The organism is Oculatella sp. LEGE 06141, assembly GCF_015207605.1.
GTDB lineage: Bacteria > Cyanobacteriota > Cyanobacteriia > Elainellales > Elainellaceae > Oculatella.
On record NZ_JADEWO010000009.1, the window covers coordinates 90,777 to 113,460 of the forward strand.

At 49.1% G+C, this 22,684-nt stretch carries 35 protein-coding genes; 21 read left to right on the forward strand and 14 right to left on the reverse strand.

The window, feature by feature from the left end:
• Nucleotides 1-62: 62 nt before the first annotated feature.
• The 6 genes from IQ268_RS09005 to IQ268_RS09030 form a co-directional block, all read right to left on the reverse strand.
• On the reverse strand, nt 63-905 hold the full coding sequence (locus IQ268_RS09005) for a hypothetical protein (protein WP_193877650.1): 843 nt from the start codon (nt 903-905) through the stop codon (nt 63-65).
• Nucleotides 906-941: 36 nt separating this feature from the next.
• Entirely contained in the window at nt 942-1,370 is a 429-nt protein-coding gene (locus tag IQ268_RS09010; protein WP_193877652.1) for a hypothetical protein, read from the reverse strand.
• On the reverse strand, nt 1,363-1,755 hold the full coding sequence (locus tag IQ268_RS09015; RefSeq protein ID WP_193877654.1) for a hypothetical protein: 393 nt from the start codon (nt 1,753-1,755) through the stop codon (nt 1,363-1,365). Before IQ268_RS09015 ends, IQ268_RS09010 begins: the two co-directional genes overlap by 8 nt.
• A gap of 203 nt (nt 1,756-1,958) precedes the next feature.
• Entirely contained in the window at nt 1,959-2,792 is an 834-nt protein-coding gene (locus tag IQ268_RS09020; RefSeq protein ID WP_193877656.1) for a TylF/MycF/NovP-related O-methyltransferase, read from the reverse strand.
• Nucleotides 2,793-2,802: 10 nt separating this feature from the next.
• The gene (locus tag IQ268_RS09025) at nt 2,803-3,360 is read right to left on the reverse strand and encodes a hypothetical protein (RefSeq protein ID WP_193877658.1); all 558 of its coding nucleotides are present in this window, start codon (nt 3,358-3,360) and stop codon (nt 2,803-2,805) included.
• A gap of 124 nt (nt 3,361-3,484) precedes the next feature.
• Nucleotides 3,485-3,733: a hypothetical protein gene (locus tag IQ268_RS09030; protein ID WP_193877660.1), complete on the reverse strand. Its 249-nt coding sequence runs from the start codon at nt 3,731-3,733 to the stop codon at nt 3,485-3,487.
• A 198-nt stretch (nt 3,734-3,931) separates the two neighbouring features.
• Between IQ268_RS09030 and IQ268_RS09035 the strand changes: the two genes are divergently transcribed.
• The 12 genes from IQ268_RS09035 to IQ268_RS09090 all read left to right on the forward strand — a co-directional run bounded on the left by IQ268_RS09035 (nt 3,932) and on the right by IQ268_RS09090 (nt 10,952).
• Nucleotides 3,932-4,498, forward strand: a complete 567-nt coding sequence (locus IQ268_RS09035; RefSeq protein WP_193877662.1) for a hypothetical protein — start codon at nt 3,932-3,934, stop codon at nt 4,496-4,498.
• Between the two features lie 44 nt (nt 4,499-4,542).
• Nucleotides 4,543-4,698 (forward strand): hypothetical protein, encoded by a 156-nt coding sequence (locus tag IQ268_RS09040; protein ID WP_193877664.1) that lies wholly within the window; start codon nt 4,543-4,545, stop codon nt 4,696-4,698.
• Complete coding sequence (locus tag IQ268_RS09045; protein ID WP_193877666.1) at nt 4,695-5,102, forward strand: hypothetical protein; 408 nt, start codon at nt 4,695-4,697, stop codon at nt 5,100-5,102. Before IQ268_RS09040 ends, IQ268_RS09045 begins: the two co-directional genes overlap by 4 nt.
• On the forward strand, nt 5,102-5,959 hold the full coding sequence (locus IQ268_RS09050; protein ID WP_193877668.1) for a hypothetical protein: 858 nt from the start codon (nt 5,102-5,104) through the stop codon (nt 5,957-5,959). The genes IQ268_RS09045 and IQ268_RS09050 overlap by 1 nt, the downstream gene beginning before the upstream one ends.
• Nucleotides 5,956-7,227 (forward strand): hypothetical protein, encoded by a 1,272-nt coding sequence (locus IQ268_RS09055; RefSeq protein WP_193877670.1) that lies wholly within the window; start codon nt 5,956-5,958, stop codon nt 7,225-7,227. The genes IQ268_RS09050 and IQ268_RS09055 overlap by 4 nt, the downstream gene beginning before the upstream one ends.
• Before the next feature lie 27 nt (nt 7,228-7,254).
• Nucleotides 7,255-7,584, forward strand: coding sequence for a hypothetical protein (locus IQ268_RS09060; protein WP_193877672.1), 330 nt, complete (start codon nt 7,255-7,257; stop codon nt 7,582-7,584).
• Entirely contained in the window at nt 7,581-8,042 is a 462-nt protein-coding gene (locus IQ268_RS09065; RefSeq protein ID WP_193877673.1) for a hypothetical protein, read from the forward strand. Before IQ268_RS09060 ends, IQ268_RS09065 begins: the two co-directional genes overlap by 4 nt.
• On the forward strand, nt 8,039-8,215 hold the full coding sequence (locus tag IQ268_RS09070) for a hypothetical protein (RefSeq protein ID WP_193877674.1): 177 nt from the start codon (nt 8,039-8,041) through the stop codon (nt 8,213-8,215). The genes IQ268_RS09065 and IQ268_RS09070 overlap by 4 nt, the downstream gene beginning before the upstream one ends.
• Before the next feature lie 76 nt (nt 8,216-8,291).
• Nucleotides 8,292-8,453, forward strand: a complete 162-nt coding sequence (locus IQ268_RS09075; protein ID WP_193877675.1) for a hypothetical protein — start codon at nt 8,292-8,294, stop codon at nt 8,451-8,453.
• Between the two features lie 9 nt (nt 8,454-8,462).
• Complete coding sequence (locus IQ268_RS09080; RefSeq protein WP_193877676.1) at nt 8,463-10,067, forward strand: M23 family metallopeptidase; 1,605 nt, start codon at nt 8,463-8,465, stop codon at nt 10,065-10,067.
• Nucleotides 10,068-10,074: 7 nt separating this feature from the next.
• Nucleotides 10,075-10,611: a hypothetical protein gene (locus IQ268_RS09085; RefSeq protein ID WP_193877677.1), complete on the forward strand. Its 537-nt coding sequence runs from the start codon at nt 10,075-10,077 to the stop codon at nt 10,609-10,611.
• Nucleotides 10,569-10,952 (forward strand): hypothetical protein, encoded by a 384-nt coding sequence (locus tag IQ268_RS09090; RefSeq protein WP_193877678.1) that lies wholly within the window; start codon nt 10,569-10,571, stop codon nt 10,950-10,952. The genes IQ268_RS09085 and IQ268_RS09090 overlap by 43 nt, the downstream gene beginning before the upstream one ends.
• 18 nt (nt 10,953-10,970) lie before the next feature.
• Here the strand turns inward: IQ268_RS09090 and IQ268_RS09095 are convergent, their stop codons facing one another.
• Complete coding sequence (locus IQ268_RS09095) at nt 10,971-11,489, reverse strand: hypothetical protein (protein WP_193877679.1); 519 nt, start codon at nt 11,487-11,489, stop codon at nt 10,971-10,973.
• A 158-nt stretch (nt 11,490-11,647) separates the two neighbouring features.
• On the opposite strand from IQ268_RS09095, the gene IQ268_RS09100 reads away from it, so the two are divergent.
• From IQ268_RS09100 to IQ268_RS32190, 5 genes are all read left to right on the forward strand, one after another.
• Nucleotides 11,648-11,965 (forward strand): hypothetical protein, encoded by a 318-nt coding sequence (locus IQ268_RS09100; protein ID WP_193877681.1) that lies wholly within the window; start codon nt 11,648-11,650, stop codon nt 11,963-11,965.
• A 233-nt stretch (nt 11,966-12,198) separates the two neighbouring features.
• A complete protein-coding gene (locus tag IQ268_RS09105) occupies nt 12,199-12,747 on the forward strand; it encodes a Uma2 family endonuclease (protein WP_193877807.1) in 549 nt (182 codons plus the stop codon).
• Between the two features lie 304 nt (nt 12,748-13,051).
• A complete protein-coding gene (locus IQ268_RS09110; protein WP_193877682.1) occupies nt 13,052-14,131 on the forward strand; it encodes a helix-turn-helix transcriptional regulator in 1,080 nt (359 codons plus the stop codon).
• Nucleotides 14,132-14,430: 299 nt separating this feature from the next.
• Nucleotides 14,431-14,760, forward strand: a complete 330-nt coding sequence (locus IQ268_RS09115) for a hypothetical protein (protein WP_193877684.1) — start codon at nt 14,431-14,433, stop codon at nt 14,758-14,760.
• A gap of 142 nt (nt 14,761-14,902) precedes the next feature.
• Nucleotides 14,903-15,232, forward strand: coding sequence for a DUF6516 family protein (locus IQ268_RS32190; protein ID WP_228035211.1), 330 nt, complete (start codon nt 14,903-14,905; stop codon nt 15,230-15,232).
• A 226-nt stretch (nt 15,233-15,458) separates the two neighbouring features.
• Here the strand turns inward: IQ268_RS32190 and IQ268_RS09125 are convergent, their stop codons facing one another.
• From IQ268_RS09125 to IQ268_RS09145, 5 genes are all read right to left on the reverse strand, one after another.
• Complete coding sequence (locus tag IQ268_RS09125; protein ID WP_193877686.1) at nt 15,459-16,013, reverse strand: hypothetical protein; 555 nt, start codon at nt 16,011-16,013, stop codon at nt 15,459-15,461.
• 10 nt (nt 16,014-16,023) lie between these two features.
• Complete coding sequence (locus IQ268_RS09130) at nt 16,024-16,278, reverse strand: hypothetical protein (RefSeq protein ID WP_193877688.1); 255 nt, start codon at nt 16,276-16,278, stop codon at nt 16,024-16,026.
• On the reverse strand, nt 16,272-16,571 hold the full coding sequence (locus tag IQ268_RS09135; RefSeq protein WP_193877689.1) for a hypothetical protein: 300 nt from the start codon (nt 16,569-16,571) through the stop codon (nt 16,272-16,274). The genes IQ268_RS09130 and IQ268_RS09135 overlap by 7 nt, the downstream gene beginning before the upstream one ends.
• Before the next feature lie 478 nt (nt 16,572-17,049).
• A complete protein-coding gene (locus IQ268_RS09140; protein ID WP_193877691.1) occupies nt 17,050-17,397 on the reverse strand; it encodes a hypothetical protein in 348 nt (115 codons plus the stop codon).
• A gap of 68 nt (nt 17,398-17,465) precedes the next feature.
• Entirely contained in the window at nt 17,466-17,798 is a 333-nt protein-coding gene (locus IQ268_RS09145; protein WP_193877693.1) for a hypothetical protein, read from the reverse strand.
• Nucleotides 17,799-18,042: 244 nt separating this feature from the next.
• Here IQ268_RS09145 and IQ268_RS33345 point away from each other — a divergent pair, with 244 nt between their 5' ends.
• Genes IQ268_RS33345 through IQ268_RS09160 form a run of 3 tightly spaced genes read left to right on the forward strand, consistent with a single transcriptional unit; the run spans nt 18,043 to nt 19,197 of the window.
• Entirely contained in the window at nt 18,043-18,276 is a 234-nt protein-coding gene (locus IQ268_RS33345) for a helix-turn-helix transcriptional regulator (RefSeq protein WP_193877811.1), read from the forward strand.
• Nucleotides 18,277-18,333: 57 nt separating this feature from the next.
• Nucleotides 18,334-18,531 (forward strand): hypothetical protein, encoded by a 198-nt coding sequence (locus IQ268_RS09155; protein ID WP_193877695.1) that lies wholly within the window; start codon nt 18,334-18,336, stop codon nt 18,529-18,531.
• Nucleotides 18,532-18,540: 9 nt separating this feature from the next.
• Nucleotides 18,541-19,197 (forward strand): DnaJ domain-containing protein, encoded by a 657-nt coding sequence (locus IQ268_RS09160; protein ID WP_193877703.1) that lies wholly within the window; start codon nt 18,541-18,543, stop codon nt 19,195-19,197.
• Between the two features lie 648 nt (nt 19,198-19,845).
• Here the strand turns inward: IQ268_RS09160 and IQ268_RS09165 are convergent.
• Both IQ268_RS09165 and tcmP read right to left on the reverse strand, forming a co-directional pair.
• Nucleotides 19,846-20,622, reverse strand: a complete 777-nt coding sequence (locus IQ268_RS09165; protein ID WP_193877705.1) for a phage Gp37/Gp68 family protein — start codon at nt 20,620-20,622, stop codon at nt 19,846-19,848.
• A gap of 39 nt (nt 20,623-20,661) precedes the next feature.
• Nucleotides 20,662-21,957 (reverse strand): three-Cys-motif partner protein TcmP, encoded by a 1,296-nt coding sequence (gene tcmP, locus IQ268_RS09170; protein WP_193877707.1) that lies wholly within the window; start codon nt 21,955-21,957, stop codon nt 20,662-20,664.
• Nucleotides 21,958-22,158: 201 nt separating this feature from the next.
• Here tcmP and IQ268_RS32195 point away from each other — a divergent pair, with 201 nt between their 5' ends.
• Nucleotides 22,159-22,683 carry a thermonuclease family protein gene (locus tag IQ268_RS32195; protein ID WP_228035212.1) on the forward strand — a complete coding sequence of 175 codons (525 nt, stop codon included), beginning with the start codon at nt 22,159-22,161 and terminating at the stop codon, nt 22,681-22,683.
• Nucleotide 22,684: the final 1 nt, after the last annotated feature.

Here is a 22,684-nt window from a genome sequence, read left to right on the forward strand (position 1 = left end):
GCAATAAAAAACCCCGCCAATGACGGGGTTTGTGTGAGTTGAGAAGGGGAGAAATTACGAAATCATGCAGGTTGCAAGGATTTGTGCATTTTTTGAGCTTCAGTCAGCAATCCGTTGTAAACCTTGGCCTCCTCTTTCTTGTATTTGAGGGCGATCGCCTGTGCCACCTTAGTCAGCCAAGCTTGAGCCTGGTCGCTTTGAGCTGCAATTTCATCAAGGTACTCTGAACGATCTTTCTCCGGAATCAGGCGCTCCAGGCAAATGCGGTAACGATTGATCACCTGAAACTCAAAGTTCTTAGGCAGCTTCATTTTGCTGGACTTTCTCGCCTTTGGCTTTGATGCTTCCGTATCAGATTCAGGTTCGGAGACAGGTGGTTCTGCAACTGCCGTTGTCGCGCCGTTTTGAACTTGAGGCTGTGTGTTTATGAATGTCGTAATTCGAGCGCCAACCCGCTCACGAACCCGCTGCTCAAGCGAACCGTCTTTCATCCGCTGGGATAGGGCTTGATCAATTGCTTCGTTCACCGCCTTATCTACTTCCTGGTCAATTACCTGATCTACGGTCTGGTCAATCGTTGCAGTTGCCATTGCTGGTGACTCCAGTTCATCTTCATCAAACGATGACTCTGATTCTAGACCACCCTCAAGGGTAGAGCCTTGCCAATGAACCGCTTTCGCAAAGCAAATTAGCAATCGATCGCCTCCCAGCACCAAAAATGCCATGCGGCGAATGTGCTCCAGTCTTACCATTAACTCGTTCACCTGTTCTAGATCGAAGCAGTGAATTTGGATTTGGTTGTCCGCATCCCGGTACAGACCGACTTTGCCCACTTGCAGAATGTCATCAGCAAACCGGCTGAAGCGCGATCGCTCCAACTTACTAAAATCTTCGTTGGTCAACATGGCGGCAGTAATTCTCTATCTATGGGGCGCGTCCAATTAGAGTAGGGTTCTGACAATTTCAGCCAACCGCAACAAGGCTTCGTAGTACGTCTCTTGCAAGTAACGCTCAAAGCTATCAGTCAGGGTTGAATGGGCAAAGTAATGTGCCATCAGTTGACCCAGCTCCGGGCAGTCTGGCTCGAAGTGTTGGGCGATCGCGCTGCTGTAGGGTTCTGGCAGCCGATAGAGTGCCTTCCGCATCGTGTCGCTGTCGAGTTGGCTCTCTAATGGGCGACCAGGAATGAGTTGTTCTAGGGGAAGGTACAGACGGGAGAGATCGTAGACCTCGTCGAGTGTTCCTGCCCAAAATTTAGCTAGGCAATCTTCCAGTTCAGCCAGGTCAGCGTAGCTTGTGACCGTATCAATCTCGTCGATCGCATCTGAAACCGAGACGAAGGCATCTTCCAGGGTGAGGGTTTCAAGCATGTCCGCCTCCATCAATACTGAAGAGGTTGGCGCGGAAATCGGAACGGGAACCACATTCTTGGCGAGCCAGTTCTTTCTCTGCTTTGGCAGTCAGCAGACGGGTGTCGTGTGCTTCGTCAATTTCGATGATCCGCTGCATATTCGCCGCCATCCATCGCCGAACTTCAGCCTTCTGTCGAGACGACATCTGCCCATCTTTGAGATGCTCTTCGACAATTCGCAATGCTCCCTGGCGGGTAGAGCGGCTTTTACTTTTAGTGCCAAGCCGTTTTTTTAGGTTGTAGTGAATCGTGGAGCGGGGAGTTTGAAGATGCTTTTCCAGCGCTCTGACAGTCCAACCCCGAAGAAATAATAGGCAGGCGCGATCGGCTATGGCGGCATTCATGATGAATCTGTGGCGAGTTGGGTGGGGGCCGTCATTTCTCGCTACAGACCGAAGAGAAGGCGATCGCCGTCTGAGCAGAACCAATGAAAGGCGTATTTACAATCTGCCCTGTCCTAAATTTAGTAGTACTAGTGATTCAACGGAAACTCTTCATATTGAGTTGCAAAAGATACTGTGTAGTTCCCGTAAAGTGGTGCTTCTGATTAACTAGAAAACCGTGATTTTAACCGCATCCATTGGCTGCGTAGCCACCAGAACTTGCTAGATTCCATCGCATCAACTCTGGATTCGGCGCGCTTGAGGCGATTACGCACCTGCTTCAATTCACGATGCATCTGCTCTACTTCTGCTGTTACGGGATTTGGAGCATCTAGAGATTGATAAAATTCAGCGATCGCTTGCCGGTTGCTCGTTTTTCCTTTCACCCAATAGGCTTGATCTGTCTCGATGCGTTCAAGCAGTGGCTTTTCACTATGCCTGACACAAAAATCGTAGAAAGCCTCTCTACATCCCTCCCAATAACCAAAATCGTCTAGAACGGTACAGCCGCCATTGGGAACCAACGGGTAAAACTTTTCCAGTACTTCTGTTACGGAAGAGTACCAGTCCGCATCACAGTGCAGGAGTGCAACTTTGGTTGGACCATCTTCCTGAAATGTGTCACTAAACCATCCTGCTTTAATGATGTAGCGCTCAGATGATGTGCCGACGCGCTGCATTACTTCATGCACGTCATTGGGACTGGCAGCACACTCACCGATGTACTGTTTAGCGTCCTCTCCATCTCTCTCTGTGGTCTGGGGCATCCCCTGGAACCCTTCATACAGCCAGAGGCGGCGATCGCCCATAAATTGCGACAAGACTGCCGCCGATCCTCCTTTAAACGCACCGCATTCGACAATGTCGCCTTCAATCCTCTGATTATTCAAGTATTGGCAAATCCGAATTAAATTTTTCAGCCGTCCCTCTGACAGCAGGGTGTGCGATCGAACTTGCTCAATTAGAGATGCGATTGCCTTGGGCGAATAATCTTGCATTTCCTTCCCCCTAGAACGTGATTTTGCCAATTCGCCACGCTAACTGCCTGCCAACCCGACCTGCCTTGGTAAAGGTGAACCCATAGCGATCGCCTGCTTTTGGGGCAATGCCCAGAATCTGGCGGAGCTGCGAACTGCTGACAGTCCAACCCTGTTCGCAAATTTCCTGGAGCTGACGTTGTGGAGCAAGGGGATCAGAAGCCGGAGGTTGGAGGCGGGCGGCGATCGCTTCTACAAATAGGAGCCAGGCTGGGGATGTGGACAAATCAGCCGACGTGTGAACAAGTTCATGGACGGGTGCGTTGCGTTCACGAACTTGTTCACCTTGAGAACTGGATTGAGCATAACTTACTGCAAACTCTGCTGCCGCTGCTGGGTTCTCAGCCAAGAGCCGACAGTACTCATCTAGCGCTTTTAGCTGCTCAAAGGTGATAAATGCTGCTTTACCAACCCTGAACGGCTTGATGTTCAGGATGCCCATGTATTCGTACACCTTGGTTTTGCCAAGGGTGTAGCGATCGGGGTAGAGGCTGGCGACGGGGATTTTATCAATCACTTCTGCACTCATGGACACGTTCGCGAGCACGTCCACACTAGTTTAGTGGAGCGGATGATTTTACCCAACAAAATGCCGCCCTGAGAACTAGAGCGGCATTGCTACCTGTCTCAACTGCTACCTATCTCAAAGAGATTCACTCTTTGTCGTCTGCCAGCTCACCTGACTCCTCCCACTTCTTGAGGCGAGTCCTTACCTTCTTGTTGACTAGCACACTGTTGCTGCCGCTGGAATAAGCATGAAATCCAAGAACAATGCACAGCCTGATGAATTCTGCATCCTTCCACCCGTCCGCATCCGCGATCTCCTGCATCTGCTCTAAAAACTGAGGAGGTAACGACGTTCTCACCTCGATCATTTTGGGTGTGTTGGTCTGTGGAGACATCGAATCTACGTTAGAAGGGTGTTCTATCGCACTCATATTACCGGAATCCTTGACACGATAGAAAAATTTTACTCCTTTAAGTCTCCGTTCTATCACCGTTAGAACGGAGATATGCTATGTTTTGCCTATACAACAACACAACATGGGTACAACGTTGTACCCAACCTGTGTACACAACACCCCAAAACTGGAGGAAAAATGCCCTATTCCAAGCAAGATTTGGCGAAGTTGTACGAGATTCACCCCAATACCGTTTACAACATTTGCAAAGCAATGGGGGTTAGCAATAAGTCGAGCTACCCTGACGAGTTTTTGCCCAAGTTTGAACACGCTCAGCAATTGGTCGCTGAGGGTGGTTATGACGAAGTTCGCAAGCACTATCAGCCGCAAGCGAAGCAGGTTCACCATCAAACCGCTGACACCCAAAGTGCAGATGCTTACACCAACTCCTCTGAAGAAGATGCTGCAACTGGGTTAGACATGGAGATTTTTGAAACCGTCAACGATCTGATGAAAGGGAAGGCACAAGAAGCTGCCCAGATTGCTGCACCCCTATTCGCTATTCATTTCAATAAAGAGCTGAGTGGGGACAACTCCCACCTAAAAAAGGGATTTGCCACATTGCGGCGGAGATTGAAGGAGACGACTGCGGGCGACGGGAAGAACTTGCTGACTACGGGGCTTCAGATGAGATCTGCGCTGCCCTCGATGCAGCCACAACTGAGCTTATCGGCAGCATCAACCAACGAATTGACCAACGAGTAAAGCAGGGCAAATTACTGATGTTCCACAGATTTCTTCAGGGCGGAATGATTGCTTCTAGTGTTGTCATCGCGGTTGGCACGATCGCCAATGTGCTATTCCCACCAGCGATCGTCCTCACCGCTGCGATGCTCGGCGGGTTGGCTCAAGCGTCCGCACCTGAACCCAGAGTTGTTTATGTCACAACGAGGTACAGACCATGACCATGAGCCGAATCATCAAAGCTGCCATTGCGATCGCCGTCCCTCTGCTTTTAGCTGGGGGGTCTGTTCTATCAATCAGGCATCACGCCCTTGAAGAATCTCAGGACTTAATCGATCGCCAGGGGTTGAACGGGATGCTGTCACCCATCGGGGAGGATGCCCAGCAAACCATGTTGTCTACGGCCAGAGATGGGGTGTTTACTGGATTAGCTGTTGGGTTGGTTGGCGCAACTGCGATCGCCTATGGTGTATCGCTGTTGCGAACTCCTCAGCCTCCATCAACCGGTTCAACTGAATTGAAAGACTTGCTCTCTCAGCTCAATTTCAAGGTTGATGAGCTGCGATTTGAGGTTGGACTTTTCAACATTGCCAATGACCATCAACCCGATAAGGAGGGACAGTGATGAGGCAGGCAGAATCGGTGCCCGTCGATTACGAGATTCCGTTAGGTGAGAGCAAGCCTGTTCGCCGGGAAACTCAGCCGATCGCCAATCCCAAAGCGGTGGCCGCACTGAATGTCTCACGCCACCTTCAACGCCACTGGCGCTCCTATGCCGTTGGTGCTGGGTTCTCTGTGTTGATGCTGGTGTACACATCGCAGTGGCAAAAACAGCAATCGCCCCGACAGTTAGACAACCCGACTGATGCACGGGTGATTCCGGCTTACAACGAGTCTCAGCTCATCGTTGAGCAAATGGGTGCGCTGGAGCAGAGGGAGCGTAATCTTTCGGCATTCCTACATGAGGAACGGCAGCGCACCCTGATTGCGCTTGCCCAAGCCTACCGAGCGCTTGCCACGATGTACATCTCCAGCGGCGGCCATCCCTGCAATGGTCGGACGGTGCTGGAATGCCTGAGGACGTTTGAGCCAAACCGGATAGCGGAACTGCGATCGCTGTCCTCTCGAAATTGGTCAGCCGTAGATGCCAACCCCAACAACGTCCTCCTTCCGCTGTTAACCAAAGCGGCAGAGGCCGACAAAGTTGAAGGGCTGCGCCTGGCGGTAATCCTGGAAATCCCCTCCACCTCGCGTCCTCAATGGATGCAGGATGAGTTGGATTTGCGTTATCCGCTACTGGCTTCCGGCATCCCACCGGAAGAAATGCAGCCTCGACCCGAAACCCTCGCCAATCTGCTAGGGGGTGTGCGTGACCAGCGGCAGCAAATTCTAAACGGTTCGCAGGAGAAATCCGCTCGAACCGAGCGGTGCTTGTCGATGCCAGAAGAGGAACGAGTTTTAGATCCTGGGTGCCTGCAATGACACGTTTACCTTGGTTTGTTGCGGGTGGTTCGATCGCCGTTGCTGGGTTTTTCGGTGCGCGATCGCTTCATATGAATATCCCGGATGCGGTCGATAAATCGCATCCAGGCAAAATCGTGGTGGAGTTTGCCCAACCCAATCCAGCCCAGGGTAAGCTACTCAGCCTGGTCGCGGCTGGCAGCACCGCTGGTTGTTTATGGATGGGGATGCGGGGGGATTCTGCTCAAAGTAGCGAAACGGCATTGCCAGTCAAAACGGCTCCTGCTATCAGGCAGTCGTTCGATGAAGAGGATTTAGCAGTTCCCCTAGAACGGGTTACCCCGGCGCGCTCGGCTCGATCGCAGTCCATTGCCAAAGAGCAGCCGACAGCCTCTGTTCCTGAAGAGTCGGTTCTGTTTGAGCGATTATTCAACCATCGCAAACGTCATCTGTTAGTGCCTGCCGAAACGGGCGCGGGGAAGACGACGTTTTTGTTAGGGGCGATCGAATACTTCTGGCACCGCACAGGCGGAGAGCTGGAGGTGTACGGCTCCACGGTCAAGCCTAGCCCCTGGTTGGGTTTGGAGGATCTAAAAGCTGGCGACGGCAAGCCACACGTTTTGAAACTGACGATTGATGCCCCACATCAAATCATCAAACTGTTGGAACGGCTGCGTTGGCTTGAGCGCAAGCTGGTTGCAGCTCAACAAGAGCGCGATCGAGCTGAGCAAGCAGGGCAAGTGTATGTTCCCAAAGTCCGCACGCTGATCGTGCTGGATGAGTGGAACAAGACTTTAGCGCTGGCTCAAAAATTCGATCGCCTCAACTCCGGCAACAGCGACGACGAACCCAGGCTTCGAGCGGAAGATGAGCTGATTGCGCTAGTTGAGACCTTTCTGCTCATGGGTCGGGAGGATGAATTTGCAGTCTGGCTGTTTGGGCAGGATCATCAAGTCCAAAACGCCAAAATCAATACGGGCTACCAAAAATCCTTTGGGATTGTAGTTCCCGGTCGGCTTGGGTCGATGCAAGGGATGGAGCAAGCACTCACGGGGAGGACGGCTATCGTTGGTCAACCGCGTGGCAGGGAGATTTTGCAAGAGGCGGAGCGGGTTGCAGAAGCTAGCCCAGAAACGACGATTATCTACAGCAACTTGCACGGGCATGAGGTTCTAGAAGTTCCGCATTTGCCCGGTATCAAGCAACAACGTCTGTTTGCTCGTCAAGCCCCATCCAATGTGGTTCAAGGACGATTTAATCCAGAGCCGCTGAGTGATGTGTGGGCATAAATTTCAACCAATCTACAGGAGAATCTCATGAGTCAGCAGAACGATCGCACCAAATTTGACGTATTCAGTATCAACCTTCTCAATCCAATTGAAGCGTCTTGGAAAATTGCTGGATGGTTGATGGTTGGCATCCCGTTTATGGTTGCCGTTGTCTGGGGCATCTACAACCCAGACAACTTATTCAGCGTCCTCGGCATCTCTGGCCGTAGAGCTGGAGGTGCATTTATCAACGAAACTCGTCCAGTCGGAGAATCGCTGCTAAACGGTGCATCCGGCACCGGATTCCGGCCTGGGATAACTGGCGGAACGCAAGATGAGCAGCGTGATTCCCTGCGCCCTGGTGTAGTTGAGCAATGATTCAAGGGTTGCGGTGGCGACATATCGGCTGGATGTGTCTGTTCCTACTGCTGTTATTTATGACCGCAACGGCAGAGGGGGCCTACCGGCTCAACTGGCAGATTGCCTCTAAGAGTTGGCAGCAGTTAACGGCGGGAGGTCAAGGTCTGTGGCAGAAGCAGACAGAGGTGGCGCAGCAACTTGATCGGGCATCGCAGCAGCGATACGGTTATGACCCGATCGAGCCTCGTTCATCAGAATGTGTCACCGCTCCACAATCCAGCCAGGTCTTGCAAACGGGGGAACTGTCCTCTCTGCTATCCAATCCGCCAGTAAGCCGAGAGGATGCGATCGCCCGATTAGAGCAACCCTACTGCCAAGTTGTAACCGGAGCGGATATTTGGCTGGTTGGCGCTAGTCAGTTTTTGGAAGTTTATTACAGTCCAGTTTCATTTCAGTTAAGGGAAGTTGAACAGTGAATCTGTTGAGAAATTTATTCGGACGACAGAAAGTGATGCGTCTGGAGACCTGGCATCCTGTGTGGTCTGACGATGTGTATCATGAGCCGCCTCCAGATGAACCAGTCTGGTCTGACGATGTTGACGACGATGACGATGACAGCCTTCTTGATGAAGAAGACGAGGGACGGTAACTGTTGAACTCTGGCTGTCGGCATTTCTAGAGCTTTACTACAACCCAGTTTCGTTTCAACTCAGGGAGATTGAGCCATGACTAAGAACTACAAAACCTTATTCGTTTCGCAGGACGGAGACGCTGATTTGCACACCGAGGCAACAGGACATCAGCGTATTGATGGAGTGAATGGATATAACGCAGTGCCCATCAATAATGTGTATCAAAACGGCAAATCTGCAAAACAGTCAAAATAAGAAGCTCTCATGACTACCGCTGCTCCCCCTAGAACGCTCGACCTGATTGAACGGATTGCCGCTCACGATGGGCACATCATTGGCGCTTCCATGACTGGGAGCGGCAAAACCACAACCATGCTGGCGGCGATCGCGGCCATTGATCACCTCACCAATGGTCAAGCAGTTTGGCTGTGTGGCTCTGGCAAAGCCTCATTCTGGATGGGATTAGAGGATCAGATCGGTGAGGACGGCCTCAGTCGCGTCCTCACCGCTTCAACCTCCAAGCCTGAATCGATTGAGCCGCTACTAGCGCGGTTACGGTTCGCCATTGCTCTGCAAGAGAAACGAGAGCAACAACGGCTGGACAAAAGCAGACGGGGGAAAACGGTCAACCCCAAGCCAATTTATGTTGTTTTGGATGAATGGCTGATTCTGCTCAAAGTAGCCAAACGCCATAGCAAAGAAGCTTATCAAGAGCTGATTGACTTGGTTGAGACGATCGCTCTCAAAGGACGGCAAGACCGTGTATTTATCTGGCTCTGGGCACAGGGCCATCATTGTAAGACGCTGCATCTAGATGGCGACTTGCGAAACAATTTTGGTGTGATTGCGCTGGGTGGTGCTGGTAACAATTCCAGTGTTGAGAGTGCGATCGCCGATGCTGATCTGATTCCCAACCGGTTTCAGCGAGAACAGCTAGAGGTAACCTACAAAGAACTGTTTGCTGAAGATCCAACCGGGAGAGTTTTTTACACCTCGCTTGGCGGACACGTTCTCGGCAGAACGATGCAATTGCCCGACATGGAGGCGCAACGCATCTTTGAAGCAAGTCGCTCTAGATTCGGATTTAAAGCGAAGCCTCCATCCAAGACGAAACAAGCCAACGAATTAGCCTCTGATTCCTACGATTCGGGAGAAGCAGAAGAGACCCCAGAATGGGTGCGATTGCGTCAAGCGGAGCTGCGGCTCAAGACCAGAGAATATTTAGATAAATCCCTGACGGCTGAGCAACGTTGGAATTTAATCACTCTCACCGTTGGGGTAGTGGTCTCGACTGTCTATCTGGTTCCGCCCTTCAGCGGAGCGCTCCAGGCGGCATGGGATGTAGGAGCGCAAGCGGCTGGAATTGCAGGTCAAGCGGTTGACACCGCTGGCAGCGTCATTAATTATTTTGCGCCAGATCTCAAAGCGACTCCCAAGGTGGGAGAAATCATTGCCGGGTATCGCGTCACCAGTCCGTTTGGGAAGCGCGATCGCCCCTGCCCTACCTGCTCTGAGGAGCATAAAGGCGTTGACCTGGGTACCCCAACAGGTACCCAACTTTATGCCGTTGGCGAACCTGGAAAAACGGTTGAAGTGAAATGTTGGTGGGATGGAAATGGAGGTGGCAATGTCGCCACGTATGACTCAATGGGGTCAACGTGGCAATACCTTCACCTGAGCCGATGTGCCGCAGGAACACAGCGAGTGGGCAGCATCATTGCTCAGTCGGGCAGTTCCGGCATAGGGACAGGGGCACATTTCCACATTGAGCAAATCCAAAATGGCGAGAAATTGCCCCCACCCAAGTGGGCAATTTGGGCATCGCTCACCGGCAAACTGCCAGAGCCAGCGATCGCCCGTAGCAATTAGGAGGAGTATGGAACGTCGCCACTACGTCAGTTTAGATAGCCTTTTATTCCTGCTAGCCGGGACTGTCATTGTGACCAGCTTCGCGCCATCTGCCGAAACTGTTCGCCAAATTCGAAATGTTGCGATCGACGGGGAAGTTTCAGGATTGAGTGCAGAACAGCGGCAAAATGCGGCTGCCATCATCTCAACGGGGACTGCAATGGGCATGAGCGATCGCGATATCCAGATCGCACTCATGGCGGCGCTGCAAGAGTCGTCGTTGAAGAATCTGGATCACGGTGATGATTGGTGGTTTCAGAAGATGGGCTGGGGTAAGTCCGACTCGGTTGGTTTGTTCCAGCAGCGCGATTCATGGGGGTCTAAAGAATGCCGCATGGAACCCTCATGCAGCTCCAAACTGTTTTTTAATGCGCTCCAGCAGGATGGCGATCGCGCAGCCAAATCACTTGGAGCCGCAGCTCAGAAAGTGCAGAATTCCGCGTTTCCAAGGGAGTACGACAAATGGGAAGACGACGCAGCCGCACTGCTCAACGCAGCAAGGTAAAGCAGTTCTCGCCGGCATATCGGGAGCATGTTGAAGGGCGATCGCCATCATGGATGTTCCGCCGATGGCTTTGTTTTGTTCTGCTGTTTGGGCGTGACTGTGTTTGCCCATTGTTGCCAGCTCACCACGCTGAGCACCTGACTTATCGAAATCTGGGGCATGAACTGCCGATGCGCGATATTGTGCCTCTCAACCGAGTGACTCACGCTATTTTGACCTGGCTTAAAGATGTATTCCCGGCATTCCGCCCGGTTAACGCCTGGATGCTGCGATCGTGCTACGGATTCTGGTTGTCTCTTGAAGCGTTGCTACTGTTTAAACTGGTTAGCGCACTACATTGAAGACAGCATCCAGCTAGATTAGTTGAATCGAGGTGGCTCCCAAGAAAAAGGGTGAGTATTAACTGTTTGAATAGACAGTAGTGTAGATTTCCTCTCCTGCACGTCGTTGTCTTCAGCTACATCTACTTCCCAAACCCTTGCTCCTTTGCACATATCACGACAGAACTCGCCTACTTCTAATTCCAGAACATTGTCGAGATGATTACAATGCCGACGATTACCCTGAGAATCAGGGACGGTAAAGCGGAATTTATCCAACGCTACCCTGGCACGTTGGGCTGTAATATCATCTCCACCTTCGTGCAAAAATGAGCATCGAAGTGCATAGCAATCGCCAGAACCTAAAAATACATGAGATCCAATGGTATAGGTGGGGCAAACATACTTATCAAACCATGCTTTATATCTTGGGCCTGTCGCCTGCGCTGGAAATTGGAGCTTTCCACATATATCTGGAAGAAGCAGTGCAAGGGATAATGCTGCATACCAGTTTTTGCTTTCCAAAGCACTTTCAATAGCTTCAATAAAACGCTCCATTTAGCACCTTTTCACTAAAGTCTCAACCCATTCTAGCGATCGCCCATCGCCCATCTTGAACAGAGCGCAATCGGTGCCAATGAGGGTTCGATCGCCCTCCAATCAGCCTGGTAATATATTCCTTAGAACGCCGCTGTTAGAAGACTTTGTTTCACCCCATGTCGGACAGCCTCATTCATCCCATTTATTACCTCATCGTCCGGCGGGAAGGAAGGACTTGGCATTTTAGTATGGGCACGCCGTTCTACAACCCTCTGAACCTACCTGTAGCGGCCACTATGGAAGATCGGCTGTATTGCTACCACCTCACTCCAGCTAAAGTCATCATTGAGTTGTTCCGCATCAATGGCGGCAAGCCTGGTTACTATCTCGCGAACTTACGAAAGAAAAGCTACTACTTCTGTGGTGAAAACCATAGCGACATCAGGCAAACTCTTCAGCAATTAGGCATTGGTCGGCCTGACCCGATGGGGTAGGAACGCGGCGTTTGGCGATCGAATTGTGCATGGATGATGCTGCCACCCATCTAAGCTGAACATGTCGCAGTGCTGATTACGTTGTTAGAAAATCGGCTCTAGCCCTTATTGATGCTTCTCTTCATCAGTTGGAACAACGCGGAGACGCATGTTGACCTACAGGTTAACCCGTGGGACATAATTACTGTATGACAGCTTGCCAGCTTTACAGCAGTAACGGAGGAGCGATCGCTATGGCGCTGATTGCTGCAAAATGGACAGTTAAAGACTATCACCGCATGATTGCTGCTGGTATCTTGGAAGGTCGCCAGGTCGAGCTGCTGAATGGGGAAATTATTGAAATGCCGCCAGAGGGACCACCTCATGCTTATTTCAGCGATGAAACTGCCGACTACCTAGAGCGACTACTAGGCGATCGGGCAAAGGTGCGTGAAGGGAAGCCAATCACCCTGCCTAACGACTCAGAGCCAGAGCCAGACATTTCTATCGTTCAGCCGTTAGGAGAGGTGTATGCAGAGCGTCATCCCCATGCGGAGGATGTGTTCTGGTTGATTGAATTTTCAAACACCAGCTTGACTAAGGATCTAGAAGATAAAACCAAGATTTACGCTAGTGCCCAAATTCAAGAATATTGGGTTGCTGATCTGCGAAACAAACAACTGATTGTCTTTCGATCGCCTGCAAATGGGGATTACACATCAGAGAACACGCTAACCCAAGGTGATGTTGCTCCGTTAGCATTCCCTGATGCTTTTATTTCAGTTAGGCGGCTGGTGGGGTAGAAGGCGATCGCCCCTTACTAATGCGCTTTTGAAGCAAAACTGAATGTAAAACCACAGCGACAAGAATGGGTGACTTTGATGTGATGCTGGAACCCTATCGCTTAGACATGATTGAAGAAAAAGCTTTGTTGTTGCTGTAGGATGGGCAATTGCTTCTGGCTTGATTTTCTAAGCTAAGATCTTTGCAGATCTCGTAAAAAGAATTTGTGTTAATTTAAAGACCAGAAGCGACTACCCTCGGACAAAGGAAATAGCCGCTTCAATGCTAACTAATTTGAACTCCCAATTGGGAGAACATCTCAGTATGTCTAATTATACAGCAATTTTGAATGGTAAGCACCGTTCAGGGACAGCTTCACCGCCCAGCAGGGAGCCATTAATTCTGCTAGGTAAGGAGATTGATGTGGTTTCTCAACCTCCTGACAACAACTCTTCTGACGTGGACTATCAAGCTTTAGTCCAAGAATTAGATGAGAAGGGTATTCAAGCTTTGTTAGGAATGATGCAGTTGTCTCAAGATCAAGGTGAATTCACCTTAAAAGATCTAAGACAAAAAACAGGCTTATCTTACACAGAAGCAAAGAATCGAGTGAAGCCTTTTGAAAAAAAAGGCACAGTAGTCGTTAATTCAAGACTAAATTCACGCTACCCCAATATGCAAGCTACACACTTTTATAGCTTTGCTGATTGGGTTGACGTGGAACAATTTCGATTGATATTGGCAGGGAATGGCCCTGGAAACAAGCAGGATGACGAAAGGGTTGACCAGAAAGGGCAATTCAGCACTACTCATACAGTTCTGCAATCAAATAAAGTTCCCAACACGCTAGAAGAGCTGAGAAGCGTTCTTCTAGCTATTAACCCACCCTACAGAGCCGCTCACATTCAGATATTGAAGTGGATAGCTGAGTCTGGCGATACTACAGCTAAAGAGGTTTCCAAGAGAACTGGAAAGAGGCCTTCTACAAGTAATGCTCAGCTAGAACGGGTTCGGGGTCTCGGATTGAGTTGTCGAGAAAAACGATCTGGAGAGTATCACTACTTTCTTTGTCCAGGCTTGGATAAAGGCTTAGTTGAAAAGCTTTTCTATGAAGATGCTCATCAAGATTCGCCTGTAATCAGCACTCAACTTAAAGACACCGAGCCGAAAACAATTCAACTGGTAGCAGATATGCCTCTCTCTGAAAACTCCTCTAACGCTCAGCATTTGACAGAGCAAGCCAAGTCCCTGACTCCAGCTGAACAGCTCATGGAAATCATGGAAAAACTTCCCACATTCAATCAAAACTGGCCAGAACAATTTCAAGAGAAATGGCTTAACTCTTTCGATCGAGTAACGCGATTTCTCGTTGGTGAAACTGACACAGACAACATAGAGCGGTGACTTTCTTCCACTGATTTGTTTCTTGGGGATGCGTGGTTCTAGGCCTACATACCAAGCTCCAAATTGGAGGGGGCATCTTTTCCTGCCAACTGTCTCTAAATTTTTGCTCTACATAGCAAGAAGTCAAACAGCACCAAAAAATACGTCAAAAAAGCAATACAGAGTTTTTGACTGCCCTAACTATCCCGTAAAACTTTCATGTGGGATAGCGCTATGCAATTGCCACTGCGTTATCTTTTGTACACAGGCAAGAATTTGCTTGTGTGCAGAATCTAGCAAAAACACTAGCAGTGGTGGTTATGGCAATTCTAACTAAAGGCATCAAGCTATCGCAGCTTGCAGCAACTTCACCAGAACAAAAGGCATCTGAGATAGACAGCTTAATCAATGCAGCCCTAAACCCAGACAAACAACATCTCGAGCAACAGTGTAATGAAGTGGATGCTCGGATTAAAGAGTTTGAGTGTCGCTACGAAATGTCGTCCGATGCAATGAAACAGCAACTTTCTCAAGGGTTGATTAAGGAAACAGCTGAAATTTGTTCCTGGTTGTTGCTTTTGAAAGTGAAAAACAACCTTAAGATGCGACCTGATGAGACACCAACCCAATCGCTTTCAAAATTACTTTAAGACCCACGAGACGGTTCTTGAGCAGTTCAAGTCCCGGCGATTTGTTGGTAACGACACCCTGGAATTTCGACCCTCTAATTGCTGTTTCTTGCTTGATGGAGAAATAGGTTGCTTAGGGGGTCTTGTTATAAGAGTAGAGAAGTTGATACGAATTGTTAGCCAAGATCCTCAGGAGCCTTTAGTACAAACTGAATGGTATGCCTATAATGCTTCACTTCGCAACAATCACAATATCTTTAGATATGACAACCAGGATGAAGACTTTAACTTTCGTCTTGGACATGCTGATCCGCACCACAAGCATACTTTCGATTGGTGTACGGGAAATGAATTATCTGAAAGTCCACTGTGGGTAGGGGCTGAGAAATGGCCCACTTTAGGTGATGTGTTACACGAATTAGAAGATTGGTATTGGAAACACAAAGAACTTCTGTCCAATCCTGAAGACTACCCTGAGCTGGACCTTCGATAATGTTCTACAGACGATATAAGCTGCGAAGGTATTTTTGATCTGCTTTCGGACGTAATGCTCAGATTAAAGAGCAGTGCAACAACAATCGCAACATCTGCACGGCGAGTGAAGTGATGCATAGGTCTTCTAATTGACTGAGCCTAAGTTCCCAGCAACTGAAGTAATGACTATCAACCCATTCGATACCCATTCGTTCGATCGCCCCCTCATCAGCTAGCTATGTCCCCTAGAACGCCTCCCCTGTTGCCGCCTCTACATTGGCGATCGCCCGTCGAGCAACCATCTTCCAGTTCGTCTGGTCATCGTAGGGTGCTTTCACCGGATTGCCCATCGCATACATCCGGCAGAACAGAACTGATTCGTCAGTGCCAGGTTGTGGGGACAAGGTGATGGGTTGCTGGAGCTGCTGTGGTTCCAAGGCGGCAACCGCCGATAAGAGGCCTTTGCTGAAATGCGAGTCATAGCCAGACTCCACACAGTAGGGGCGATCGCCCTTTAAATAAGCCTGGAGTTTGACCACCGGCTTACCGCGTCGATCCACCGTCTCAAAGCGTAACTCTTGCAGGTATCCCGTCAAAGCTGTGGCAGTGACAGGAACAACTTCGCCATTATGAACGATGTACCACAAGCAGTTGTTCGATCGGTTTGCATAAATCCGCATGAGTGCAGGCGCTTCAGTCAGTCCTAACTGCGGCTGTTTGAGGTGGTTAACGATTGCGCTCAGCAATTCAGTTTGTCGAGTTAGAGCAGCAATTATTTGAGCAGTATCTGAGATGGTCATAAGGTTTCCCCTAGAACGGAATGTCGGAGACGCGGCTCCAATCTGGATGGAGTGCAAACGTTAGCGCGGCTGTGAGCGTAGGAAATAGGGTGTAGGGTTGAAGCGGCTCAATTTCTGGATGTGGATCGGTGTAGATGCAGAGATTCCAACCGCCATCAACCTCAAAGATTGAGAATAGCAAGAACTTTACCTGAAACGGAGACGGAAGAGTGGTGGAGCGATCGCCCTTTTGCTGGTGACAAGAGGGCGATCGCGTTATCAGCAATATTTGGCTTCGTATTCGTTCTGAACGTTCATAATTGCCGTCCATTCTTGACGGGCTTGCAATTCTTCAAGAGAGCACTGAGACTCAAATTTTTCCCATGCACACCAAGCAACAAGCCTATCCAATTTGCTAATTCGCTGTTCAGCGGCTTCTATCTCTTGCTCCGATGCACCAACCTTGTGATGCAGGTGATTGAGGTCTTCTAGGGTTGAAGCGTCGCGCACCATCTGCTTGATTTCTTCTAACTCTTGTTGCATTGTTTCAAATTCAACAGCAATCTCACAGCTAATCATTGTTCATTTCCCATTTGATTTACAGTTGCCCCTCAGATTGAGCGAGAGGGGCGATCGCTAAGCGTTACCGAGTGCCAGATCCTTGGCTGCGTTCCGGTCCATCTTCGACAGGTGGAACGTATGGTTCTGAAGCAGCGAAGGTTACTTCAACCACTTCCCAGTCGCGATCGTCGTGAACACCACAACCCGGCCTGTTGTCGGTTGTTGTACATGAGTCAGGCTGGGGCTGGATGGGTTTTATTGCCTGCTGATCAAGATCTCGCCTACCACTACCGCGATGACTAGTCTCATCCTGTGTTTGAACCTGGGAATAAACGGGTACTGGAAGTGATGGGGGTGTTACCCCTAGAACGATCGAAGTTAATTCAACTAGCATGAATGAAGTCCGTTAGGATAACCTGCCAGCTTTGCCGTGGAAAGTTGAGCTGGCAGGATGAACAATTGGGGCAGACTTCTGGAGAGGGGCTTTAGGGTAGGTTTAGGCGGCTGCAACAGCTTCGAGTTCTGCGATCGCTCGTCGTTCGTTGAGCTTCAGCACGCTGAACTGATTGCGGAGCAGATCCAACTGGATCTGCTGTTCAGTGCGCTTGTCTTGTGCCGATTGAACCTCAAGCAGCAGGGCTTGGTAGTCTTCGACTGCCATCAGCTCAGCCTTTTTTGCTTTGCGTTGACCTTCGTTGGTCAAGGTTTTATCAAAGGCAACCGCGCCTTCAATCTCAGCATTAAACTGGCTTAGAGCATCTTGGAGCTTACGCAGATGCTGCTCCTGGGAAAGAAGCTGAAACTGGGTGCGGGCGATCGCTTCTGGGAAATCTGAAATTTGCATCGTGGTTCACCAATAAGTTGCGGGTGTTTCAAGTCGAGAGAGTGGGGCGTGATGCGCCCCACATGCCATCAGCTAGCAATGGGAACCAGATGGATTTTCAATCCCTGCCGCTTTAAGAGCCGGTCTTGATCTGCAAATATCTCTTTGGTCAAATCAAGCCCGATCGCCACGCTTTTGACCCGCTTGCAGCAGTCCTGAAACCGCGATTCTGCATCTTCAGCACCCTGGTCACGAGCAGCAAGCATCTCGTCGATCGCCTGTGATAGGAAGGCTAAGTCATCCAGCAGCAGCTCTTTCTGGAGTGCTGCGTCATCATCGTCGGGAGCGATCGCGGTGGCTTGAGCCTCAATGCAGGTGTCGAGTTCTTGTTGCGCGACGGTTCTAACGTTTAGAGCTACCATTAATTCAAATCCTCCGAGGTTTTCTTGGGGTTCTCAACTCTTCGTGTTGTCCAAGCATTTGAGTTGAGAGAGATTGCGAAAGGCGATTGCTGTCAGTTTCCGAGGCTGAAGGGGCGATCGCCTTTCGATTAATCTAAATGTACACTAATAGTTTATAGTGTGTCAACTAATAGTTTACAGTGTGCTATATACTGTTAGCTAACGGTTTACTCTACTGGAGGGGTTTATTGTGTTAGCCACTAAGATGCGAATACGGCAGATAAGGGAGATCGAGGTGGAGGGCTTGGGCGAGCGGATCAAGCAAGCTCGCTTAAATTGCAGCAAATCTCTTGAGGAAATCTGTGACGAGGTTGGGGTCTCCCGAACCTACTGGTACGACATTGAGAAGGAGACTTTGAAAGGGGCTTTATCAATTGAGAATTTAAGAAAAATTGAACAAGCTCTTGGGGTGACTCTGGGGGTGCAATTTAATGATTGAGTATGGCTCAATCAACCTTTCTTCTCTGCCATCTGTACCCCTAGAACAGCGATCGCAATGTCTAACTTAGACCTGAGAATTGGCGATCGCGTTGGCTATGTCACGCCGCCGTATCTCCCCACGTTTCCCTATTGGCAGCTCCAACGATTTGCGATCGCAGTTGTGCGCGAAATCGAGGATTGGGGTGTGTATTGCGATGACCCCAATGGTTGGGGTATTTCAGTGTTCTGGGATGATGTACTACCACCGTTTTAAGAGGAGACTATGACTGAGCCTGATTTGCGATATCCCCTTCACTATCCCGCAGGCTGGAAGCGCACCACATTTCGCCAGCCGTCACAGTTCGATCGCAACAGAACTAGAACGTTTGCCCAGGCACGTGATGAGCTGTTGAAGGAACTGGAGTTACTGAATGCAAAAAGCGTGGTTCTGTCTACCAACATTCCGTTGCGAGGAGACGGATTGCCTTACGCACGATTCAAGCAGCCTGAAGATCCAGGTGTTGCAGTCTATTTCCGGTTTGACCAAAAGCCGATGGTGCTGGCTTGCGATAGTTGGGATCGGGTCATCGATAACGTGTGGGCGATCGCCAAACACATCAACGCTCTGCGCGGACAGCAGCGGTGGGGGGTGGGGACGCTGGAGCAGGCATTTATGGGCTATGAGGCACTGCCTGAATCGACGAATGGGCAAGCGGCTGAAAAGCAGTGGTGGGAAGTGTTGGGCGTTAGCCAACACGCAAGCTGGGATGAGGTTCGAGGGGCGTATCGCAACGAAGCCCTCTCACGTCATCCTGATCGCAACGGAGGCGATCGGACTAAATGGGATGAGTTAGAGCGGGCTTATAGGCGTGCCGAAACATCGTTTAAAATACGCTCAGAAAGTAAGTTAAACGGGGAGATAAGCCATGGCTCGTGTTGAATGTGAAGTAGTCTATGGTACCCAAGAGAACGATTCTGGCACCGATTCACCTTGCGTTTGGACGACTTGCAGTCAGTGTGGCCATGAAACGATAAGTTGGGGAAACTCCGAAGCCAGTGTTCGTCGTTGTTTGGCATTAATGAACGAGGAGTGCCCTGAAGGAGCGGATAACTTCTACGTAGTTTCTTAACTAGGTTTTGAGAACAACTATTGTCAGAGTGATTGCCAGCAAAAGCAAATACGACTCAGGCGTATAGGGGTTTATCGCCCTTGGTGGTGCAGAAAACTTTTTTGAGTCTCACAATCGAGAGCTTGGAAGATCAAAACGGTGGCTGAAACCCAGTGCCCTCGTTCGATTTTTTGGAAAATCCCAAGATTACCCTCTTATTGAGAATCCTGTTTCCATAAGGGTTTCAGGAGTTTTCTGCACCACTAAGGTTTATCGCCTTTCTCTTTATCAATGATAGCGTTCAACGCTATGCACCAGGCATTCTAGGTAAAGGGGAGAATAACTAACCAGGAGGCGATACGGAGAGTTCTTTTTAGACTTCTGATCGCTACCTGATCATCTGAAGGGGTCGTCCACGAAGCATTAGCCGCACTGCAAGCAAGTTGTAATGCGGCTATCAAGCATTGTCAGATCAAGGGTTAAAGAGGTAGAGCGATTTGAGCTTCCTGAACAGGTTCTTTCTGAGATAACTGAACGGTTTTTGACCCTGCTGATGGAAAACCATCCCAAGTTCTACCATCCAAGGTTCGTCCATTTCGCTTCTTCTGAACGCCGCCCCATTGTTTGAAGAAGAAGGGAACATCCGCTGCTAGACACTGCTCACGTATTTCTCTTACCCAATCCGATTTCATTGGTCTTGCACCAATGCCGGATTCACCACCTACAATGACCCAATCGATTCCAGTTAAATTAAGCTGTAACGGACCCAATAGTGGTTCGCAGGATAAGAATCGAATCTGAGCTGGAACCTGTCTTAGCAAATCAATTCGAGTTGTCCAAGCTTGCGACTCAACGCTTACTCCTGCCCAAACATTGGAGGGTAATTTCCCAACTTGCTTCGCAATTTCTAGCATTCGTTCAGGCCGTTTTGTAAGTAACTGAAACTGATGCCAGTGTGCCCTCTCCATGACCGAGATGACCTTGTGAATAAAGTCGTCTGGAACTTCTGGATGAAACAAGTCGCTCATTGAGTTTACAAAGATCAGGCGTGTTTTCTTCCAGGTTAATGGCAATTCCAATCGCTCATGCCAGATTCTAATGTCAAATCCCTGCTCGTATGGATGACCCTCTATTCCGCGCCATCGCTCAGCAAATCGCTTTGCATAGCAGTTCTTACACCCTGGACTAATTTCATCACATCCAGTTGTGGGATTCCAGGTAGATTCAGTCCACTCTATTGCTGAGTTCATTGACATAATATCTCTCCCAAATCCGGCTTCTGTTTTTAATTATTATCACACGATTTTCACTTTGCTTTCTAGTGTTGGGAATCGTTTTTTACCTAAGGATTCAGTTTGAATAATACCTTCAGTGAATAATTCAATCATTATGGTTCGATAATCGGATCGTTTCAGGTAACCCAGGTCATAGCCTTGACTACCTAAAGTAAGAATAAGGTCAGTAATCACATCATCCATCTTCTTCCATTGTTGATTTCTTTGCTTTAAAAGTTGAATGATTTTAGGTTTGATCTCACTCTTCCTTTGCTGAGTCTGTCGCTCCCATGCTTGCTGTAAAAAATTCCTATTCTTCTTACTCTTATCGACTTCGTAAAATAGAAGCTTATTTTCGTCTGCAAAGAAGTCGTTTAAGAACTCCCCGCAGGCTTTCCGCGGATGATTACTACCAACCACAATGCTATACATTGGACGCAAATCGGTGTACCGTTCTTTTATGTCAAAACTAGCAACTCCATTAAACTGACCTTCATTAGCAATTCTTTGGGTAAAGTAATCAAGTGCCCAACGTTCAAATTGTTGCGGCTCATCTTTTAACTCCAGCCATTTTGGTTTCCAATCTTCATCAGAATTAGGCCCGAGCATCTTTGTTAAATTTTGCATATAAGTCCCAGCTATTTTTTTCATCCTTTCGTTGTCTGATTTTTGTGTCAAGTAACCTGCATGACGCGCAACAGAAGAGTTATGAAATAGCAAAAAAAGTTCTCCCTTAAATCTGCTAACATATCGACCAATCATGCCAATTTGTTCGAAGTTTATACCTTTGACTCCAAAAGAATCTAGGAAGAAGATTGTAGGGTACTCATTCAAATCTTCTATTATTTGAGGAAAAGTTTTATCAAACCGTTGTGGCTTGTAAATTTTGCACTCTACTCCATTTCCAATTCCTAAGCAATTTGCCTGAAGTTCCTTGTTTGTTTTCTTATGTGCTTCTGCAAAAAAACATCGTAGATTAACTCGCTTTTCAGCCCGAAACACTTGGGCACATTTGAGGGCAATCAAAGGAGAACCGTCGGTATCTAGAAGATCAATGTTATATCGCTTCCAAAAATTAGATTTTTCGACAAAGTCCTCAATGCCAAAACCATCATCGTACTTTCCCGCACCCGCAAATCCATCCACATAATTAATGTGTCTAGATTGAAAGGGTTTATCTCCACCCAAGTTGTAACAATGCGATTGAATATAACGCAGCATAATTCGGTGTTTTGCAGCAGACCAAGAACGCTTGCATGTGAAAAACTCTTGTGGTCCGTCAGAATTTTGGTTGAGCAGTGGAAGTTGATGGAACATCTTTAAGGTTGGTTGTTGAGTTGTGAGAAATGATAGCGAACTCTAACAAATTGGATTCATCGTCATCGGCATACAATCCCTAGCCCAAACGATTGTCCAAACGTCAACCCAACGTAGCACAACCAATCCGATCGCCTCCTCATCCCCTAGAACAAACTGCCGATGCCAGGGCACCCTAAGTCCGTAGCCTTGGACAGCACAATGGAAAAGATCAAGACCTTCCTCGGATGGGGATTTGGCGTATTTTTTGGGCTGGGTACGATCACCATGTTTATGCCACCCAGCCTTTTGAGCCTTACTTATGGCGTGATATTGCTGGTTTGGTGCCTCATCTGCCTGCCACCCGTCAACCGCTTTTTGAGGCGTTTGGGCAGACTGCCTAGCATGCGAACTAAAATCGCTGTATTTGTCGTTGGACTGTCGCTCATTGGTAAGTTGCCGCCATTGCCAGTCGAGACAGCGGCTCAAGAACCAACTCAACACATCGCACCCAGCCCGATCGCATCCCCTAGAACAACTCCTATCGTTGCACCATCGATCGCCCCTTCCCCAACGCCGATCGCATCTGTAGCTCTTGCCTCAACGGCGATCGATCGCACCCCTGCTGAAGTGGTTTCAGTAGGAGATGGCGATACGTTTCAGGCGATTTACACCAGCGATCGCAGTTCCGTAACGGTTCGTATGGCGTGCATTGATTCACCCGAATCTGCTGCCCCCCAAGGGTAAG